The sequence below is a fragment of the Stenotrophomonas sp. HMSC10F07 genome, assembly GCF_001807895.1.
Lineage (GTDB): Bacteria > Pseudomonadota > Gammaproteobacteria > Xanthomonadales > Xanthomonadaceae > Stenotrophomonas > Stenotrophomonas sepilia.
In genome coordinates, this window is sequence record NZ_KV791332.1 from 1 (window position 1) to 18,462 (window position 18,462).

An 18,462-nucleotide genomic window follows, 5' to 3' on the forward strand; every position below is an offset into this window, starting at 1 on the left:
CGCGGCATGGATGCCGCGGCCAAGCCCCCAGGGTGAAGTGACCCCCGCGAACTCACCGCCCCCAGCCAAACCAAGGCTTTCCGCGATAACCGTCCACCCACGAGGGGCTGCGCCGTTCGCGGGAATTTACTTCGCCGGCGACATCCACATGTCGATGACCGCGCTGAACACTTCCGTCCCCGCGCGGTCGCGCACGCTGACCGTCACCGGCAGCGCATAGCCCTCGGCCGCGACCACAATGGGCTGTGCCGGCAGCGCCACCGCCTGCAGCGTGCCGCGGGCCTTGGCCAGGTACTGCACCTGCATCCCCTTCGGGATCCAGCGCATGCCCTTCGGCAGCGACGCGTCGACCATCAGCCCGGCGGTCAGTTCGGCCAGGTTGCACATCGCGATCGCGTGCACCGTGCCGATGTGGTTGCGCACCCTGCGGCGATCGGCCAGCGTGCCTTCGCAGCGACCGTGTTCCAGGCGGGTGATGCGTGGCGCGATGCTGGCGAAGTAGGGCGCCTTGAAACACACCGCGCGCGAGAACAGCCAGGTGCCGGCGGGCCAGCGCTGCAGGCGTTGGTAAAGCGAGAGCAGGGGCGTGGACATGAGGGGTATTCCGGTCGGCGGATAACGCGACGGCGGGCCGAGGCCCGCCGTCGAAGGCAACGCGTGTCGCGGGCGATCAGGCCGCCTGCGAATGCGGATCCTTGTGCTGGCGGTCGTAGTAGCTGGCCGCGCGCAGTTCGTGGGTGTCGAAGTCGTCCACGGTGATGGTGTCCAGGGTGAGCGTACGCAGCTCTTCCAGCAGGCTGCGCTCGTCCTGGGTGATCACGCCCTCGGCTACGGCTTCGTCCAGCTGCGCCTTGAAGTCCAGCGCCTCGATGCCCTTGCTCTTCAGCGCCTTGAGGAACTTGCGCTCCACCGGCTCGGCCATGATCGCCTTGCTCAGGTAACTGTTGATGCGGCCACCCGGGTTGTTCTCGCACGGGGTCAGGAACACGCCATTGGCGAGACGGTCGCGGGCTTCATTCGGCGCCATCAGCAGGGCGGCGACGCGGCGGCTCAGGCGATCACCCGGAGCCTCGGCACGACGGCCCAACGGGAAGATGAGCGCCCACATCAGCCAGCCGATCGGACGGATCGGGAAGTTGCGCAGCGCGGCCGACAGCGACTCTTCGATCTTGTGCACGCTGTCATGGAAGGCCCAGGCCAGCAGCGGCTGGTCGGCCTGCGGTGCACCTTCGTCGTGGTAGCGCTTGAGCATGGCGCTGGTCATGTAGACATGGCTCAGCACGTCGCCCAGGCGGCCGGACAGCGATTCCTTGAACTTCAGCTTGCCGCCCAGGGTCATCATCGAGATGTCGGCCATCAGCGCCAGGTTGGCCGAGTAACGGTCCAGCTTGCGGAAGTAGCGGCGGGTGTAGGCGTCGCCCGGGGCGGCGCCGAAGCGCGCGCCGGTCAGGCCGAACCAGAACGAACGCACGGCATTGGAGATGCCGAAGCGGATGTGGCCGAACAGGCTGCGGTCGAACTCCTGCAGGCCGGCACGGGTATCCGGATCCTGCGCGGCCTTCATTTCCTTCAGCACCCACGGGTGGCAGAGGATCGCACCCTGGCCGAAGATCAGCAGGCTGCGGGTCATGATGTTGGCGCCTTCCACGGTGATCGCGATCGGCGCGGCCTGCCAGCTGCGGCCGGCGAAGTTGCGCGGCCCCAGGATGATGCCCTTGCCGCCGATCACGTCCATCATGTCCGAGATCACTTCACGGCTCATGGTGGTGCAGTGGTACTTGGCGATCGCCGACGGCACCGACGGCACATCGCCACGGTCAACCGCAGCGGCGGTGGCCTGCGACAGCGCACTGATCTTGTACGCCTTGCCGCCGATGCGGGCCAGCGCTTCTTCCACGCCCTCGAAGCGGCCGACCGACAGGCCGAACTGCTTGCGGATGCGCGCATAGGCGCCGGTCACGGCGGCACCGGCCTTGGCACCGCCGCTGGCGGTGGACGGCAGGGTGATCGAGCGGCCCACCGCCAGGCACTCGTTGAGCATGTTCCAGCCCTTGCCGGCCATGGCTGCGCCGCCGATCAGCTGGGTCAGCGGAATGAACACGTCCTTGCCGCGGATCGGACCGTTCTGGAACGTCGAGTTCAGCGGGAAGTGGCGACGGCCGATTTCGACGCCGGCGGTATCACGCGGCAGCAGGCCCAGGGTGATGCCGATGTCGCGGGTATCGCCGATCAGGCCATCCGGGTCGTACATGCGGAAGGCCAGGCCGATCAGCGAAGCGACCGGGGCCAGGGTGATGTAGCGCTTGTCGAAGGTCAGCTTGACGCCGAGCACCTGCTCGCCGTTCCACTCGCCCTTGCAGACGATGCCGTAGTCCGGGATCGAAGTGGCGTCGGAGCCGGCGAACGGACCGGTCAGGCCGAAGCAGGGCACTTCGCGGCCATCGGCCAGGCGCGGCAGGTACTGGTCCTTCTGTTCCTGGGTGCCGTAATGCACCAGCAGTTCACCCGGGCCCAGCGAGTTGGGCACGCCGACGGTGGAGCTGACCACCGAGGACACCGAGGCCAGCTTCTGGATCACCTTGTGGTGGGCCAGCGCGGAGAAGCCCAGGCCGCCGTACTCCTTCGGGATGATCATGCCGAAGAACTTGTTCTTCTTGATGAAGGCCCACAGCTCCGGCGGCAGGTCGGCGTGGACGTGGGTGATTTCCCAGTCGTTGACCATCGTGCACAGCTCTTCCACCGGGCCATCGAGGAAGGCCTGTTCTTCAGCGGTCAGCTGCGGCTTGGGGTAGTTGAGCAGGATGTTCCAGTCCGGATCACCGGTGAACAGTTCGCCCTCGAAACCGACCGAACCGGTTTCCAGCGCAATGCGCTCGGTCTGCGACAGCGGCGGCAGCACCTTGCGGAACACCTTCATCATCGGGCCGGTCAGCAGCGGCTTGCGGATGAACGGCAGCAGCAGCGGCACGGCGATCACCGCCAGCACCGCCGCAGCGACGATGGTGGCGGTCTGGTTGACGTAGGGAATGAACCAGCAGGCGGCCAGCAGGGCCACGCTGATCAGCGTCCAGGTAACCAGCCGCATGCGGTGGTAGGCGACGAAGGCGCCTGCCAGCAGCAAGGCGAGGAAGGGAAGAACGATGCTCATGAGCGTGCTCCGGTGACGTGCTCGTTTGTGGCGGACGAAGCCGCAGCGTCCGCTGCGGGCAACACGTCCAGATAGTCCAACACAGTAGCGGTAAAGGCGTCGTTGTCATCGCCGGCGACCATGTGGGTCGCTTGCGGCAGCTGTACATGGCGCGCATGCGGCGCCAGCGCCAGGAATTCGGCCACGGTCTGCGGCGTGACCAGGTCGCTGCGGCCGCCGCTGACCAGCAGCAGCGGGCACTTCACCTGGCGTGCGGCCTCGGCCAGTGCGTCCTGGTGCTGTTCGCTGTCGCGGGCCAGCTCGGCCACCAGGCGTGGGTCCCAATGCCAGCGCCAGCGCCCGTGGCCGTCCTCGCGCAGCAGCGCACGCAGCGACTGCTCGGATTTGCGCGGCCGGTGCGGCATGTAGGCCGAGATCACGTCGGCGGCCTGGGTCAGCGAGGCGAAGCCGTCGGGATGGGCGGTCATGAAGGCGAGGATGCGCTCGACACCCGCGGTATCCCAGCGCGGGGTGATGTCGACCAGCACCATGGCCGAGAACAGGCCCGGCCAGCGCGATTCGGCCAGCAGGCCGAACAGGCCACCCATCGAAGCGGCAACCAGTACCGGCGGGCGCGGCTGTTCGCCGGCCAGCACGATCAGGTCGTCGGCGAACTGTTCGCCGTGATAGGGCAGATCGGTGCCATTCCAGTCGGAATCGCCATGGCCGCGGGCGTCGTAGGCCAGCGTCTGCAGGCCGGCCGCGTTCAGTGCGCGGGCAGTGGCGTTCCAGGCATGGCGGGTCTGGCCGAAGCCATGGGCGAACAGGACCCGGCCGCGCCGGCCATGCTCGCTGGCGGTCGCCGCCAGGCGGGCGCCATGGGCGGCGTCCAGGCGCAGGTCATGGAACGCAGCGGGAGTTGGGGACATAACCATACTTGCTAGTATGGAGAGCTTCGAGGGGAAGTCAATACTGCACGGTATGGTGCGTTGCAGAATGCGCGTGGAGGGACCCTTCCGAGGGGCCTGCGACGGTTTCGACCGCAACCGCGTACTGCAACGAACCCCGGCGTATGGTTAAATCAGCCCATGAATCAACCTGACGCTTCCGCCGGCGAACCGCGCGCCGGCCGCAACAGCCGCCTGAGTGCCGAAGACTGGGCCCAGGCGGCCCTCGATCTGATTGCTGAACAAGGTGTCGGCGCCGTCGCGGTAGAGCCGCTGGCACGGCGGCTCGGCGTTACCAAGGGCAGTTTCTACTGGCATTTCCCTTCGCGCGATGCATTGCTGCAGGCGGCGCTGGAACGCTGGGAACTGTTCGAACAGGAACAGGTGTTCGGCAGCCTGGAAGACGTACCGGATCCGCGTGTGCGCCTGCGCCAGCTGTTCCAGATGGTGGCGCATGAAGTGCAGCCGCACATCATCTACAGCGAGCTGCTGAAGGCATTGGATCATCCGATGGTGCGGCCGGTGATCGACCGGGTCTCGCAGCGTCGCCTCGACTATCTGGTCGCCTCGTTCCGCCAGGCCGGCCTCAGCTCGACCGATGCGCGTCATCGCGCACGCCTTGCGTACGCCGCTTATGTCGGCTTCCTGCAGTTGTCGCTGCAGCTGCAGCAGCCCAAGCAGGCGCGCGAGGATTTCGAAGCGTACGTCGAGCATCTGATCGAGACGCTGATTCCGAACGGATGAGCGCCCGGAAATGATCTCGAAGGAAGGCCGCAGCGATGCTGCGGCCTTTTTTGTTGTGCGCTGGCCAGCGCCCGTCCATGGCGCACAAAGAACAACGGCCCCTTTCGGGGCCGTTGCTGCATCAGCTGATCAGGTTCCCGATCAGAACTTCTGCTTGTACTGCATGTACATGAAGCGACCGATGTCGTAGCCACCGTAGTAGGAGTACTGCGAGTTCGGCGCCGAGTACATCTGCGGGCCGTAATGGTCGAAAACGTTACGCGCGCCCACGGCGATGGTTGCATTCCACGGTGCGTTCCAGGAGACCTGGACGTCGTGGAAGGTGGTGGCGCCACGGCGGTTCATCGGCTGGTCGCGTGCCGGATCCGGCGAGCCGAAGTCAGGCAGGCTGCACTCGGTCGAGAAGTAGCACTGTTCCTTCACGCTGGAGAAGTAGCGCGTACCCCAGGTGATGCCCCAATCGCCGTATTCCCAGCCAAGCACCAGGTTCGAACGCAGGCGGAAGTTGCTGCTGAAGCCGTTGAGGATCGACACCGGCACCTGTTGCGCGTTGGTGGTCTTCAGCACGTTCTTGCTGACGTAGGTGTTCTGCAGGTTGGCGTTGAAGCTGCCCCAGCTGCTGGTTTCGAAGCGATAGGCCACATCGAAGTCGAAGCCTTCGGTTTCCTGGTAACCGGCATTACGTGGTGCGTAGGTCAGGTTGGTCACGATGCCGCGGGTTGCGTCGCGGGTGAACGAGTTGCAGCGGTCGGCGATGCCGAGTACGTAGCAGTCGTTGAGCTGGGTGGTCGGATCGTCGGTGACGATGGTGTTGGTGATCTTGATGTTCCACCAGTCCAGGCTCATGTTCAGGCCCTGGGCGAAGGTCGGGCTCCACACCAGGCCGACGGTCTTGGACTTGGACTTTTCCGGAGTCAGGTTCGGGTTGGAGACGGCGTTGAACGGCACCGGGCTCTGCTCATCCTGACCTTCCGCCGGGACGTAACCCTGCTTCAGCTGGCGGAAATTCGGGGCCAGCGCGCCCAGGGCGGCGGCGCAACGCTGGGCGGTGGCCGGATCGCTGGCAGCCAGGCCGAAATCGGTATCGCACGGATCGGTGAAGTAGGCGAAGGTCTGCGAGCTGCCACCGTACAGATTGTCGATGGTTGGTGCGCGGAAGCCCTCGGCATAGGTGGCACGCACCAGCAGCTGGTCGATCGGCTTCCACTTCAGGCCGAACTTGTTGTTGGTGGTGTTGCCGAAGGTGTTGTACTTCGAGTAGCGCGATGCGGCGTTAAAGCTCAGTTCCTTGGCACCCGGCAGGTCGGCCAGGATCGGAACGTTCAGCTCCAGATACACTTCGTTGACGTTGTAGCCACCACCGGTCGGGCCGGCCGCCAGATCGGTCGAGTAGCCCGACTGTGACAGCGCATCCGGAACGTAGGTGCCCTTGTCTTCGCGGTACTCGTAACCCAGCGCGAAGCCCAGGTCGCCGGCGGGCAGGGTGAACAGGCTGCCGGCGATGTTCGCGTAGTAGGTCTTGGTGGTGACTTCACCGGTGTTCTTGGTGGTCGGGAACAGGAACTGCTGCAGGGCAGGGTTGCCGGTCAGGCCGCCGTCGCCGGTACGGCCGTACGGAATGGCCGGATTCCACGGAATGCAGCCGCCGGGGCCCGGGCCATAGATCGGGTTGGTGCCCGCGGCCAGGCCGGCGGCCGTGCCGCACTCGACGCGGCCGGTGGCCGGATTGAGGAACGACGCTCCGGTGGCCTGGGTGACCGCCAGCATGTTGTAGTTGCCGGTCTGGGTCTGCAGGTTCTCCGAGTTCTGGTAGATGTAGCCGGCTTCCCAGTCGAAGTACTTGTCATTGAACTGGAAGCTGCCCTGCAGGGCGCCAGTGAAGCGGAAGGTGGTCAGCTTGTTGGTCGACAGGCGCGGCACTTCCCAGCCACGGCGGATGAAGCCCATGTCGGTGCCGAACGGGTTGTAGTAGCTGTCCTGCGAGAGCACGGTACCCAGCTGACGCTCATAGTCGGCCGACTGCAGCGGATAACCGGCGACCTGTGCCTGCGACTCGCGACGGGTGTACAGCAGGTCGGAGACGAAGCGGATGTTGTCGGTCAGGTCGTACTGTACGTTGGCGAACACCGAACGACGCTTGGTCGGCGTCAGCAGGTGCATCTGCTCGTTGGAGTTGCTGACGTCACCGGTGATCGGGGTGAGGTCGGTCTCGTGATAGGCGTTCGGATCGAACGGATTTCCACCACGGTTCAGCGTCAGCAACGGTGCATTCGGATCATTGACGTCATAGACCGCGCCCCACTGGCTGACCGGGGTCCAGCCGCGGTCCGGGTGGCGATCCGTGCGCTGCGACTTGCTGAACCAGCGATTCTTGGCCCAGACGGCCTTTTCTTCGGCGTATTCCGCACCGATGGTGACCGAACCACGATCACCGGTGAAGCCGGCCACGAAGTCGAAGCTGCTCTTCTGGCCGTCGCCTTCGCCGTACTGGCCGACGTAGGCGTTGGCTTCCAGGCCCTGGAAGTTCTTGCGGGTGATGATGTTGATCACGCCGGCGATCGCGTCGGAGCCGTAGATCGACGAGGCGCCGTCCTTCAGCACGTCGATGCGCTCGACGATGGCCGACGGAATCTGCGACACGTCCTGCAGGCCGCTGACGCTGGCGCCGAGGCGCTTGCCGTCGACCAGCACCAGGGTGCGCTCGGCACCGAGGTTGCGCAGGTCGATGTAGAAGCCACCGACGGCTTCGCCGGAGGACAGCGGCTCGGAACGGCTGATGGCCGGGCTGCCGGCGGCAGAGATGTTCTGCAGGACGTCGGCAACCGTCTTGAAGCCGCTCTTCTCGATCGAAGCACGGCTGATGCTCAGAACGGGCTGGGCGGTTTCGGTATCGACCTGACGGATGCGCGAACCGGTGACCTCGATGCGGTCGAGGTTGGTGGCTTCCTGGGCGTGGGCCGTCGCGGTGGTGGCACCGGCGACAAGCGCGATCACAACTGCGTCACGCAGCTGGCTGGACTTGAGTTTCATTGGCTCTCTCTCTCCAAGAAATCTTGGCTGGGGTTAATGCCCGGCGGGGGAGCGAAAAAGCGCTCCCAAATCGCGAGGCTGATCCGATAGTAACGGGCGTTCGCCAAGAATTAAAGCTGTGTTAATGAAGTCTGTGATTTTGGTAAAAACGCGCTTTTCCAAGCCCAATCAACGAGTTGCTGGTATGGTTATGATGATCTGCCTCGTTTGTTAACGCAGAATGATGAAAAAAGTTTCGACTGATATGTATCCCAATATGTCGATACGCTCTGCGGTCGATACAGCTCATGCAAGTGCGAGCCAGGCACGCAGATGCAAAAAAGGCGCCTTTCGGCGCCTTCGGGAATATCGTTGCTGAACCTGATAGGGGATCAGAGATCCTGTTCGTAACGCACGTACGGCACGGTGCCGTCGTCGTTGCTTTCGTTGCGCGGGGAGAATGGATTCTTGCCGCGGCTGATCACATTCTCGGCGCCGACGGTCAGCTGGCCGGACCACGGGGTACGCCAGGTCAGGCCGATGCCCAGGCCTTCCCACTTGCCGGGCTTGCCCGGCACGTCGACCACGCGGCCGATGATGCTGCCGGTGAAGTTGCCGTAACCGGCACCGATGCTCAGGCTCTTGCTGTCCCAGCGATCGACGATGGCCGGCGAAGCGTCGGCCAGCGGTACCAGGCGTGCCTTGGCGTAGGTACCGGCGATGGAGACGAAGCCTTCGCGGCCGATGTTCTTCTGTGCGAACACGGTCAGATCGTTCTGCTCGGCGCGCAGCGAGGGCGTCTTGTTCGGGCCCGCCAACCAGGCGGGCAGGGTTTCACGGCCGGTGCCGGCGGTGATGCCCAGGCGGCTGTTGCCGCGGTTCAGCGCGGCGGTACCACTGAAACGACGGCTGTTCAGATCATCCTCGTCGCCCAGGCTGGCCAGCATGCAATGGCTGGCCAGGCCGCTGATGCTGGTGCCGCTGCTGCTGTTGCAGAGCAGGCCCAGCGAATCGCCGGAGGACAGGCCAAAGGCCGCGTCCAGCGAATTGCGGCCGAAATGCCAGCGGGCGCCGGCTGCCTGTTCGCCGGTCGGCTCCAGGTACAGCAGCGCCTCGACCTTGCCGCTGCCCTTGTTCCATACCGGCAGCACGGTGCGGGTGTCCTTGCTCTGCGCATGCACGCCCGTGATCGCGCCAAGGGCGATCAGCAGGGCCAGCGGTAGACGCAGGAAGGTACGCATCGGACCAGTTCAGACAGGGACGGACAACGGAAGTTCCCGTGGGGACGGGAACTCGATCCTAGGGTGTTTATGAATTCTTAACAAGCCTTGATCCTCCCCAGGTACAAGACTGCCGTTTACTGAAGTCGTTCAGGCGCCGCTACAGCCCCCTGGGCGCCGTGGAACAGTATGCCGAACTCCGTCAATGGAAAGTGATACTCACGCCCGCAGAATTCGCAACGCACCTCGACGGCGCCGGTGGCCTCGGCGGCCGCGCGGGCCTCCTCTTCCCCCAGCGACTGCAGCATGCCGGCCACCCGCTCGCGCGAGCAGGAGCAGGCAAAGGACAGCGGCTTGCCGCCCAGCAGTTCCGGCCGCTCCTCGTGGAACAGGCGGTGCAGCAGCTGCTCGGCCGGGGTCGCCAGCAGTTCGGCCTTGCCCAGGGTTTCGAACAGGGCGCTGGTGCGGGCCCAGCCATCCTCGTCGCCTTCGTCGCCCGGCAGCTTCTGCAGCAGCAGGCCGGCGGCACCGTTGCGGTCGGCGGCCAGCAGCAGGCGGGTCGGCAGCTGCTCCGACTGGCGGAAGTAGTCCTCGAAGGCCTCGTCCAGTTCCGGCGCAGTCAGCGCGACCAGGCTCTGGTAGCGCTGCGGCTCGCGCGGGTCCAGGCCGGGGTTCTCGATGGTGATGGCGAGGATTGCGTCATCACCGAGGCGGGACAGGTCACGCGGTGCGTCGCCACCCTCGCTGAGCTGGGCGATACCGCGCAGGGTTCCGGCGGCGGTGCATTCGGCGAACAGGGTGCGCAGCGCGGTGCTGCTGCGCAACTGCACCGACAGGCGCCCGTCGATCTTGGTGTGGCCGGTGAACAGCGCCGAGGCGACGCAGGCCTCGCCAAGCAGTTCGGCAGCGGCGTCCGGGTAAGCGGCATGGGACAGGATTTCCTGCCAGGTGGCCTGCAGGTGCACATGCACGCCACGCACGCCGGCGTCGGGGAGCAGGAAACGGATCAGGGAATCGGGATTGGCGGTCATCGGCTCACATCGCGCGTAAACGGGGGCGGTTGCCGGATAATGCGCCGACAACCAGACAGAAGAAGGATGCACCAGTAATGGGGGCAGCGGGAGAGCAGCACAAGGTAGAGGCGGTGGTGGCCGCGCCGCGCCGGCGACGCTGGCGCTGGAAGCGGCTGCTGTGGCTGCCGGTGCTGCTGGCCGCCTTCAGCTGCCTGCAGGTGCTGGTGTTGCGGTTCATCGACCCGCCGGTGTCCATGGTGATGCTGTGGCGCTATGGCGAGGCGCTGGGCGAGGCCGACTGGTCCTATCGGCTGCATTACCAGTGGCGCGACCTCGACCAGATGGCGCCGAGCCTGCCGATCTCGCTGGTGGCGGCCGAAGACCAGCGCTTCCCCGACCACAACGGCTTCGACCTGCAGGCCATCGAAAAGGCGCGCGACCACAACGCCAGGGGCGGGCGCCTGCGCGGCGCAAGCACGATCAGCCAGCAGGTGGCCAAGAACCTGTTCCTGTGGCAGGGCCGCAGCTGGGTCCGCAAGGGCCTGGAAGTCTGGTACACGGTGCTGATCGAGGCGCTGTGGTCAAAGGAGCGGATCCTGGAGATGTACGCCAACATTGCCGAATTCGGTGATGGTGTGTATGGCGCGCAAGCGGCAGCGCAGAAATTCTGGGGCAAGGATGCTGCTCGGCTGAGCCCGGCCGAGAGCGCGCGCCTGGCCGCGGTACTGCCGGCACCGCGTCGTTACAACGCGGCAAAGCCTGGGCCGTATGTGCAGCGGCGGGCCGCGTGGATCCAACGCCAGGCGCGCCAGCTGGGTGGTGCGTCCTATCTGTCGGAGGACTGAGCCCGGCGCTGCAATTGGCGAACGACGGGCCGGGCGCGTGCCGGCAACGTACAATCCGGGCATGACCCGCGAACGGCTTACCTTCGTCATCGCCGCCTACAACGAGGCCCTGGCACTGCCGCTGCTGCATCCACGGCTGTGCGCGGTGCTCGACGGCATGCCCGACATCGAAGGTCACATCCTCTATGTGGACGACGGCAGCCATGACCGTACCTGGGAAGTGATCGCCGGGCTGGCCCAGGCCGATGCACGCGTATCGGCGCTGAAGCTGTCGCGCAACTTCGGCAAGGAAGCGGCGCTGACCGCCGGCCTGGATCTGGTGCACGAGGGTGCGGCGATGATCCTCGATGCCGACGGCCAGGACCCGCCGGAGCTGGTGCCGGAGTTCGTCGCGCGCTGGCGCGAAGGTCATGACAACGTCTACGGCACGCGCATGGCCCGCGATGGCGAGGCCTGGATCAAGCGCGCCACGGCAGCGATGTTCTATCGGGTGATGGGCCGCCTGTCGCGGACACCGATTCCGGCCGATACCGGGGACTTCCGCCTGCTGTCACCGCGCGCGCTGAACGCCCTGCGCGGGATGCGCGAGCGCCACCGTTTCATGAAGGGGCTTTTCAGCTGGGTGGGATTCAAGCGGATCGCCGTGCCCTACCACCGCCACGCGCGCGTGGCCGGCACCAGCAAGTTCAGCCTGTGGCGGCTGTGGAATTTCGCCCTCGAAGGCATTACCGGGTTCTCGACCGTGCCGTTGCGGGCGGCGACCTACCTCGGGCTGGCAACCGCGGCCGTCGCTTTCCTGTTCGGCCTGTGGGTGATCGTGAAGGCGGCGCTGTATGGCGACCGGGTGGCGGGTTGGCCGACGATGATGGCGGTGATCCTGTTCCTGGGCGGCGTGCAGCTGATCGCGCTTGGCCTGATCGGCGAGTACCTGGGGCGGCTGTACGAGGAGTCCAAGCAGCGGCCGTTGTACCTGGTTGACGCCTGGCTAGCATCGTCCGTGGCAGACTCGGTCCCGCAACCCACCCTGGGAGGGCAGGCAGATGACCACGGTACGGCAACTGTTGGACGGCAAGTCTCCTGAAGTACATGCGGTCGCGCCGGATGCGGCGGTGATCGATGCGATCCGGTTGATGGCGGAAAAGGGCATCGGTGCGGTGCTGGTGATGGACGGCCCGCGGCTGGTGGGAATCCTGTCCGAGCGTGATTACGCGCGCAAGATCGTGTTGCGTGATCGCTCTTCGCGCGATACGGCGGTGGCAGAGATCATGACGTCGCAGGTGGTGACGGTGTCGCCGGGCGAGCAGGTGGAGCATTGCCTGCAGTTGGTGACCGATTATCGCATCCGCCATCTGCCGGTCGTGGAGGGCGCGCAGGTGCTGGGGGTGATCTCCATCGGCGACCTGGTGAAGTCGGTGATCGATGCGCAGCGGCGGGAGCTGGATCAACTGCAGCAGTACATCGTCGCCGGGTGAGGGTGTCGCTGGCGGGCCTGCGGCCCGCCGGCCCGCTTTTCGAAGCTCAAAGCCACAGCCAAAGCAGCGCCTTCCTGATACGTTGGGAGGCGGAGGGCATGGGCGTGCAGGACACGCCGCAAGTACGTCCCTGTAGGCTCGATGGCGCCTTGCTCGTGTGCGCTGTCCTGCGCACACGGCAAGACCGGGGTTGGGCGTCCTGCCCAACCCGCCCGAGGCATGCCTCGGGCCCATGGCGCCAACGGTCCTGCACGCCCATGCCCTCCGCCTCTGGAACATTTCCGCGAGCGCGGTGCGTACATGCGCTGTGCCTCGCCTTTGGTAGCCGCCAACCTTGGTTGGCAACAGCTTTTGACTTTGCTTTTTTCTTTTTGACTTTGAATTTCGCTCTCGTTCCGCGCGCGCAGGAAACTGTCCGGAGCCGGAGCAAGGCGGCAGGCAGGACCGTGAGGCGCATGGATGCGCCGACCGAGCCTACAGGGACGTATTTACGGCGTGTCCTGCCTGTCGCCTTGCTCCGGCTCTACGCGCGGGAAAAGAGGCGCCGCGAGCAACGCTGTAACCCTACTTCGCATACTGCCCGCCGCAGTCGGCGTCCTTGCCCGGCCCCAGCTCGATCGTCGCCAGCAAGGCCGCCGGCGGGGCGATGCTGCCCAGTGCCAGGGCCACCGCACCGCGGATGCCCAGCGCCTTGAAGTCCGGGCGGAACGACGGGTCCTTGAACGTGCCGGCAATGTGCAGCGGCGAGCGCAGTACCAGGATGCTCTTGTCCTTCGGGCGCGGCTTCAACAGCAGGTCCAGGGTTTCGTCGCGCAGGCTGACGGTGCCTTCGCCGATGAGGATCGTGTCGGTGGTGTCCACCGCCAGCGCCTGGCTGGTCATCAGGCCGTCGCGCACACCGAAGTCGGCGAAGGCGCAGCGCAGGGGAATCTGCTTGTCGCCGGTCACCAGGAATTTCAGCGATTCGGTGATATCCAGGCCGGCCAGCTCCATCACCAGGTTGCCGACATGGCCACGGCCCATCGCCAGGCCGACCTTGCCGCTGCTGCTGCCGAGCATCGCGGCGATCGAATTGCCGCGGCCACTCAGGTCCACCTCACCGCCGATGCCGCCCTTGGCCTGTTCGGCCAGCTTGGCATCGGGGAACAGCTGGCCCAGCTGAACGCCGCGCACGCTCGCCTTCAGCGCAGTGCTGATCTGCGGCTGGCGTGCGTCCATGCGGATGGTGCTGCGGATATCGCCGCCGGCGACGCCGAAGTTCAGTGGTGCCAGCCGCAGCACCCCGTCATCCAGCAGCAGATGGGCATCCATGTCGTCCAATGGCAATGACGGTGCGTTGATGCGGTGGGCCTTCCAGCGCACATCGGCATCCATCGCACGCAGCTTGCCGAGGCTGTAGGGCGTGTCCGGAAGCACGCGCGCGCGCGCGGCCACCCGTGCGGCCTCGGCCTTCTGCTCCGCATTGGCGGTTTCGCCGCCGCCGGTCTTCGGCGGCGCGCCGACGAAGCCGGCCAGGTCATCGAAGTCCAGGCGCTTGGATTCCAGCGTCGCGGTCAGCCGCGGACGGTCGCGGCCCACCTCGAACTGAAGACTGCCACCGAGGTCGCTGTCGCCCACCTTGCCGGTGAAACCGTCGTAACGCCAGAGGTCGTGGTCGCGTTTCAGGCGTCCGTTCAGCGCGTAGGGCGGGGACGGTGGAATGGCGATGCCGAGCAATGGGTAGAGATCGGCCAGGTCCTGGCCACTGAGTGCGAACTGCAGGTCGAACACGCGCAGCTGGAACGGATTGGTCAGCGTGCCGCTGGCCACCGCGTGGGTGGCGCCGGCGCGTCCGTCGAGGTGGATGCGGAACGGGTGGTCGCTGTTGGTCAGTTCCAGCGGTGATTCGGTTCCGCCCTGCAGGGTGAACGGGTTTCCCTGCCAGTGGCCCTTGCCCTGCACCAGCAGCGGCGGCGAGGCATCGGCCTGCTTCGGCTGGCCGCTGCGCACGCCCACGCGGATATCAGTACGGCCCGGTGCGTCGAGGAACTGCAGCCGGCCGTCGTCGATGCGCAGGCGCTTGAGCTGCGGGCTGGTGCCGCCAGCGCTGTCACCGAGGAAGTCCCAGTTGCCCGGTTCGCCCTTGCGAGGGGCGGTTTCCAGCAGCACGTCCGGTCGGGTCAGGCGCACTTCCGGCAGCTGCACGCTGCCGCGCAGCAGGGGCCACACGCGCACATCGATCTCGACGCGGTCGGCCGTGGCCATGTTCGGCTGCCTGGCCCAACCGGCATTGGCGAAGGTGATCGCATCGGCACGGATGGTGCTGGTCCGGCCGAGGTCGACATCCAGATGGCCGATGTGCAGTGCGCGGCCGGTACGGGCCTGCACGGCGCGCTCGACCGGGCCCTTGAACCAGTTCCAGTCCCACAGTGCGATCAGTACCAGGATCGCCGCGAGCAGGAAGATCAGCAGCGTCAGCCAGCGCCGGCCTCGCGGGCCGGGGCTGCGCAGACGCCAGCGGTTCGTGCGCTTTGTGGCAGGGGAGGCGGCGGCATTCACGCTGCCATGGTTGCCCCCTCATCGTGGACGGGGCGCGAAGCGTCCATGTGCGCGGCGTGCACGCGCCACGCACGGGCCGGTGCTACAACACCTGCATGGTGACCGCGACGAAGTGGCAGACGCTGCCACCGATGACGAACAGGTGCCAGATCGCATGCGAATAGGGAATCGATTCGCGGTGGTAGAAATAGGTGCCCAGCGTGTAGGACAGGCCGCCGGCCAGCAGCCAGCCCAGCGTCCAGCCGTCGATCGAGGCCAGCATCGGCTTGACCGCCACGATCACCAGCCAGCCCATGGCCACGTAGATGGCAGTGGACAGGCGCTTGAAGCGACCGGTGTAGAACAGCTTGAACACCACGCCGGCCAGGGCCAGGGTCCAGATCGCGGCGAACAGGCCCCAGCCCCACGGGCCGCGCAGGCCGATCAGGGTGAATGGGGTATAGGTGCCGGCGATCAGTACGTAGATCGCACAGTGGTCGAACACTTTGAGCCGGCCCTTGGCGACCGGGTGCTGGATGGCGTGGTACAGGGTGGACGCGGTGTACAGCAGCAGCAGCGCGATGCCGAACACGATGGCGCCGGCCAGCTGCCAGCCATCGCTGTAGATTGCGGCCAGGGTGATCAGCACCGCGCCGGCGCCCAGGGCGAGCACGGCACCGAGGCCATGGGTCAGGGCGCTGGCGATTTCTTCGCGGATCGAAGCAACGGAAGTCGTGGACATGGCGTAGGCATCGTTCGCGGGGAGGGGGACCCGCACCCTCCTATCATCGCCGCGATGGGCGGCACGTGCACGCCCGTCACCGTATGGTCGATGAATTGCCGGCCTGCGCCGGGTCCATGGTAGATCCACGCCATGCGTGGATGAACGCCCGGCACTGCAGGGGTCAGAGCCCTTTCCTGAGGAAAGGGATCCGACCCCGTGGCATCAGCCTGCCGAAACGGTGTGCGCCGCTTCGCGTGTGGCCGAGAAACGCACATCCGGCGAGCGTTCCTGGGCCAGCTGCAGGTTGACCCGGGTCGGAGCGAGGTAGACCAGGTGGCCGGCCGCATCCAGCGCCAGGTTGAGCGCGTTCTTCTCGCGGAACTCTTCCAGCTTCTTCTCGTTGCTGCAGTGGACCCAGCGCGCAGTGGTCACGCTGACCGGCTCGAAGGTGGCTTCCACACCGTACTCGTCCTTCAGGCGGTAGGCGGCCACGTCGAACTGCAGCACGCCGACGGCACCCAGGATCAGGTCGTTGCTGGTCAGCGGGCGGAAGAACTGGGTCGCGCCTTCCTCGGACAGCTGGGCCAGGCCCTTCTGCAGCTGCTTGAGCTTGAGCGGATCACGCAGGCGTGCGCGGCGGAACAGTTCCGGGGCGAAGTTGGGAATGCCGGTGAAGGTCACCGCTTCGCCTTCGGTGAAGGTATCGCCGATGGAGATGGTGCCGTGGTTGTGGATGCCGATCACATCGCCGGGCCACGCTTCGGCCGCGATCTCGCGGTCGCTGGCCATGAAGGTCAGCGCGTTGGCCAGCTTCATTTCCTTGCCGGTGCGCACGTGGAAGGTCTTCATGCCGGCGCTGAAACGGCCCGAACAGACCCGCATGAATGCCACGCGGTCACGGTGCTGCGGGTCCATGTTGGCCTGGATCTTGAACACGAAGCCGGTCAGCTTGTTCTCTTCCGGTGCGATTTCGCGGCCGGTGGTGGTTCGCGCCTGCGGCGACGGTGCATGCTCGACGAAAAAGTCCAGCAGCGGCTGCACGCCGAAGTTGTTCACGCCCGAGCCGAAGAACACCGGGGTCTGCTTGCCGGCGCGGTAAGCGTCCAGATCGAACGGATGGCTGGCGCCCTGCACCAGTTCCAGTTCGTCGCGCAGGTCGGCCAGCATCTGTGCACCGATCTTCTCGGCCAGGCCGGGCGCATCGATGGACGGGAAGATGGTCGAGTCCTGGCGGGTGAAGTTGCGACCCGGTTCGTACAGGTGCACCTCGCCGGTCAGCAGGTGAACCACGCCCTTCAGGCGCTGGCCCATGCCGATCGGCCAGGTGACCGGCGCGCACTGGATGCCGAGCACGGTCTCCACTTCATCCAGCAGCTCGATCGGGTCCTTGCCCTCGCGGTCGAGCTTGTTGATGAAGGTCATGATCGGGGTGTCGCGCAGGCGGCACACCTCCATCAGCTTGATGGTGCGCTCTTCCACGCCCTTGGCTACGTCGATCACCATCAGCGCCGAGTCCACTGCGGTCAGCACGCGGTAGGTGTCCTCGCCGAAGTCGGCGTGGCCAGGGGTGTCGAGCAGGTTGACGATCTTGCCTTCGTACGGGAACTGCATCACCGAGGAGGTGACGGAGATGCCGCGTTCCTTTTCCAGCGCCATCCAGTCGGAGGTGGCGTGGCGGGCGGCCTTGCGGCCCTTGACCGAACCGGCCATCTGGATCGCGCCTCCGAACAGCAGCAGCTTTTCGGTCAGCGTGGTCTTGCCGGCGTCAGGGTGGGAAATGATGGCGAAGGTGCGGCGACGCGACGCTTCGATGGCGACTTCGGACATGGCAGTGGCGCCCGCCCGGGGCGCTTTTCAAAGAGATAAGCGCCCGATTATACCGGCCGGGGCCGGTCAGCGCCCGATACCGCCGTCGGCCTCGCCGTGGCGGGCGAACTGCAGCTGGCCCTGCCCGGCGAAGATGCGCACCGGCACCGAGCGCAGGCCCATGCCGCGGTTGACCTGCACCACGAAGTGCAGGTGCGGCGCAGTGCTGTAGCCGCTGTTGCCGGACAGGCCGATCGGTTGTCCGGCTCCCACCGCCTGGCCGCGGCGCACGCGCATGCCGCCGGCCTGGAGGTGGCCGTACAGGGCCATGCTGCCGTCGCTGTGCAGCACGCGGACGAAATTGGCACGGGCACCATCGCGCTCGCGGTCCTGGCCGTTGCCACGGAAGCCATCCTGGATCTGCATCACCGTGCCCTCGCGCGCGGCCAGCACCAGGGTGCCCTCCGGCAGTGCGAAGTCGACCGCGTCGCGGTTCTCCTCGTCGTCATGGCTGAATCGCCCCTGCGGCGCCTGGTCCACACGCAGGCGGGCCGCATCGAACGGCAGGCGATAGCCGACATCTTCGGCCTGTGCGGCAGGGTTGCCCGGCACCGACTGCAGGCGCAGATCCAGCAGGCGGCCATCGATCGGGGCGGGCAGGTGGCCGACCACCAGGCTGCTGTCGCCCTGGATCAGCGACTCGACCGGGAGGCCTTCGACCGGGTGTCCGGGGGCGGCGCGCAGCTGGATCTGCAGCGGCCCTGCCAGCCCGTTGTCGATCCGCGCCTGCCATTGCGTACCGACCGGCTGCAGGCGCAACCGGGCCATGGGGGCGGCGCCCTCGGCACTGCCTGCGCGGGTGGCAGGCGCGGAAGGGGGAGCCAGTCCCCAGCCCTGGCGCCAGTCGCCGGCGTGTGCGGTCGCGCTCGCCAGCAGAGGCAACAGCAGGCAGGACAGGGGCAGGCGCGGCATCGGCGTTTCCAGCGAGAGGACCGCCGGGACTGTACCCGATCCTGAACGGGGCGACCGGGACGGCCC

General features: G+C 66.3%; 14 protein-coding genes. 4 read left to right on the forward strand and 10 right to left on the reverse strand.

The features are described from left to right. Window positions 1–126: 126 nt before the first annotated feature. The 3 genes from HMPREF3114_RS02610 to HMPREF3114_RS02620 form a co-directional block, all read right to left on the reverse strand. Window positions 127–594 carry a hotdog fold domain-containing protein gene (locus tag HMPREF3114_RS02610; RefSeq protein WP_005418417.1) on the reverse strand — a complete coding sequence of 156 codons (468 nt, stop codon included), beginning with the start codon at window positions 592–594 and terminating at the stop codon, window positions 127–129. 76 nt (window positions 595–670) lie between these two features. Then, entirely contained in the window at window positions 671–3,148 is a 2,478-nt protein-coding gene (locus tag HMPREF3114_RS02615; RefSeq protein WP_005418415.1) for an acyl-CoA dehydrogenase, read from the reverse strand. Continuing rightward, window positions 3,145–4,062 (reverse strand): alpha/beta fold hydrolase, encoded by a 918-nt coding sequence (locus tag HMPREF3114_RS02620; RefSeq protein WP_053501026.1) that lies wholly within the window; start codon window positions 4,060–4,062, stop codon window positions 3,145–3,147. The genes HMPREF3114_RS02615 and HMPREF3114_RS02620 overlap by 4 nt, the downstream gene beginning before the upstream one ends. A gap of 153 nt (window positions 4,063–4,215) precedes the next feature. On the opposite strand from HMPREF3114_RS02620, the gene HMPREF3114_RS02625 reads away from it, so the two are divergent. Continuing rightward, a complete protein-coding gene (locus tag HMPREF3114_RS02625; protein WP_005418411.1) occupies window positions 4,216–4,818 on the forward strand; it encodes a TetR/AcrR family transcriptional regulator in 603 nt (200 codons plus the stop codon). 141 nt (window positions 4,819–4,959) lie between these two features. Here HMPREF3114_RS02625 and HMPREF3114_RS02630 read toward each other — a convergent pair whose 3' ends face one another. The 3 genes from HMPREF3114_RS02630 to HMPREF3114_RS02640 all read right to left on the reverse strand — a co-directional run bounded on the left by HMPREF3114_RS02630 (window position 4,960) and on the right by HMPREF3114_RS02640 (window position 10,078). Beyond that, window positions 4,960–7,848: a TonB-dependent receptor plug domain-containing protein gene (locus HMPREF3114_RS02630; RefSeq protein WP_053496147.1), complete on the reverse strand. Its 2,889-nt coding sequence runs from the start codon at window positions 7,846–7,848 to the stop codon at window positions 4,960–4,962. Between the two features lie 371 nt (window positions 7,849–8,219). Further along, on the reverse strand, window positions 8,220–9,068 hold the full coding sequence (locus HMPREF3114_RS02635) for an XOO1806 family protein (RefSeq protein ID WP_005418409.1): 849 nt from the start codon (window positions 9,066–9,068) through the stop codon (window positions 8,220–8,222). 116 nt (window positions 9,069–9,184) lie between these two features. Continuing rightward, window positions 9,185–10,078 (reverse strand): Hsp33 family molecular chaperone HslO, encoded by an 894-nt coding sequence (locus HMPREF3114_RS02640; RefSeq protein ID WP_053499600.1) that lies wholly within the window; start codon window positions 10,076–10,078, stop codon window positions 9,185–9,187. A gap of 77 nt (window positions 10,079–10,155) precedes the next feature. Between HMPREF3114_RS02640 and mtgA the strand changes: the two genes are divergently transcribed. The 3 genes from mtgA to HMPREF3114_RS02655 all read left to right on the forward strand — a co-directional run bounded on the left by mtgA (window position 10,156) and on the right by HMPREF3114_RS02655 (window position 12,377). After that, window positions 10,156–10,905, forward strand: coding sequence for a monofunctional biosynthetic peptidoglycan transglycosylase (gene mtgA / locus HMPREF3114_RS02645; RefSeq protein WP_053499602.1), 750 nt, complete (start codon window positions 10,156–10,158; stop codon window positions 10,903–10,905). A gap of 61 nt (window positions 10,906–10,966) precedes the next feature. Continuing rightward, window positions 10,967–11,986, forward strand: coding sequence for a glycosyltransferase family 2 protein (locus HMPREF3114_RS02650; protein WP_053499604.1), 1,020 nt, complete (start codon window positions 10,967–10,969; stop codon window positions 11,984–11,986). Next, the gene (locus HMPREF3114_RS02655) at window positions 11,946–12,377 is read left to right on the forward strand and encodes a CBS domain-containing protein (protein WP_005418405.1); all 432 of its coding nucleotides are present in this window, start codon (window positions 11,946–11,948) and stop codon (window positions 12,375–12,377) included. Before HMPREF3114_RS02650 ends, HMPREF3114_RS02655 begins: the two co-directional genes overlap by 41 nt. A 564-nt stretch (window positions 12,378–12,941) precedes the next feature. Here the strand turns inward: HMPREF3114_RS02655 and HMPREF3114_RS02660 are convergent. The 4 genes from HMPREF3114_RS02660 to HMPREF3114_RS02675 form a co-directional block, all read right to left on the reverse strand. Then, a complete protein-coding gene (locus HMPREF3114_RS02660; protein ID WP_080375105.1) occupies window positions 12,942–14,915 on the reverse strand; it encodes an AsmA family protein in 1,974 nt (657 codons plus the stop codon). Between the two features lie 82 nt (window positions 14,916–14,997). Further along, a complete protein-coding gene (locus HMPREF3114_RS02665; RefSeq protein WP_005418403.1) occupies window positions 14,998–15,636 on the reverse strand; it encodes a PAQR family membrane homeostasis protein TrhA in 639 nt (212 codons plus the stop codon). Window positions 15,637–15,840: 204 nt separating this feature from the next. Next, complete coding sequence (locus tag HMPREF3114_RS02670; RefSeq protein ID WP_053499606.1) at window positions 15,841–17,445, reverse strand: peptide chain release factor 3; 1,605 nt, start codon at window positions 17,443–17,445, stop codon at window positions 15,841–15,843. 66 nt (window positions 17,446–17,511) lie between these two features. Next, window positions 17,512–18,396: a M23 family metallopeptidase gene (locus HMPREF3114_RS02675; RefSeq protein ID WP_053499608.1), complete on the reverse strand. Its 885-nt coding sequence runs from the start codon at window positions 18,394–18,396 to the stop codon at window positions 17,512–17,514. Window positions 18,397–18,462 lie beyond the last annotated feature (66 nt).

Coding starts and splice junctions, on each gene's coding strand:
- HMPREF3114_RS02630 (WP_053496147.1), bottom strand. CDS start 7,848: ATGAAACTCAAGTCCAGCCAGCTGCGTGACGCAGTTGTGATCGCGCTT.
- HMPREF3114_RS02670 (WP_053499606.1), bottom strand. CDS start 17,445: ATGTCCGAAGTCGCCATCGAAGCGTCGCGTCGCCGCACCTTCGCCATC.
- HMPREF3114_RS02655 (WP_005418405.1), top strand. CDS start 11,946: ATGACCACGGTACGGCAACTGTTGGACGGCAAGTCTCCTGAAGTACAT.
- HMPREF3114_RS02675 (WP_053499608.1), bottom strand. CDS start 18,396: ATGCCGCGCCTGCCCCTGTCCTGCCTGCTGTTGCCTCTGCTGGCGAGC.
- mtgA (WP_053499602.1), top strand. CDS start 10,156: ATGGGGGCAGCGGGAGAGCAGCACAAGGTAGAGGCGGTGGTGGCCGCG.
- HMPREF3114_RS02625 (WP_005418411.1), top strand. CDS start 4,216: ATGAATCAACCTGACGCTTCCGCCGGCGAACCGCGCGCCGGCCGCAAC.
- HMPREF3114_RS02635 (WP_005418409.1), bottom strand. CDS start 9,068: ATGCGTACCTTCCTGCGTCTACCGCTGGCCCTGCTGATCGCCCTTGGC.
- HMPREF3114_RS02615 (WP_005418415.1), bottom strand. CDS start 3,148: ATGAGCATCGTTCTTCCCTTCCTCGCCTTGCTGCTGGCAGGCGCCTTC.
- HMPREF3114_RS02665 (WP_005418403.1), bottom strand. CDS start 15,636: ATGTCCACGACTTCCGTTGCTTCGATCCGCGAAGAAATCGCCAGCGCC.
- HMPREF3114_RS02650 (WP_053499604.1), top strand. CDS start 10,967: ATGACCCGCGAACGGCTTACCTTCGTCATCGCCGCCTACAACGAGGCC.
- HMPREF3114_RS02620 (WP_053501026.1), bottom strand. CDS start 4,062: ATGGTTATGTCCCCAACTCCCGCTGCGTTCCATGACCTGCGCCTGGAC.
- HMPREF3114_RS02610 (WP_005418417.1), bottom strand. CDS start 594: ATGTCCACGCCCCTGCTCTCGCTTTACCAACGCCTGCAGCGCTGGCCC.
- HMPREF3114_RS02640 (WP_053499600.1), bottom strand. CDS start 10,078: ATGACCGCCAATCCCGATTCCCTGATCCGTTTCCTGCTCCCCGACGCC.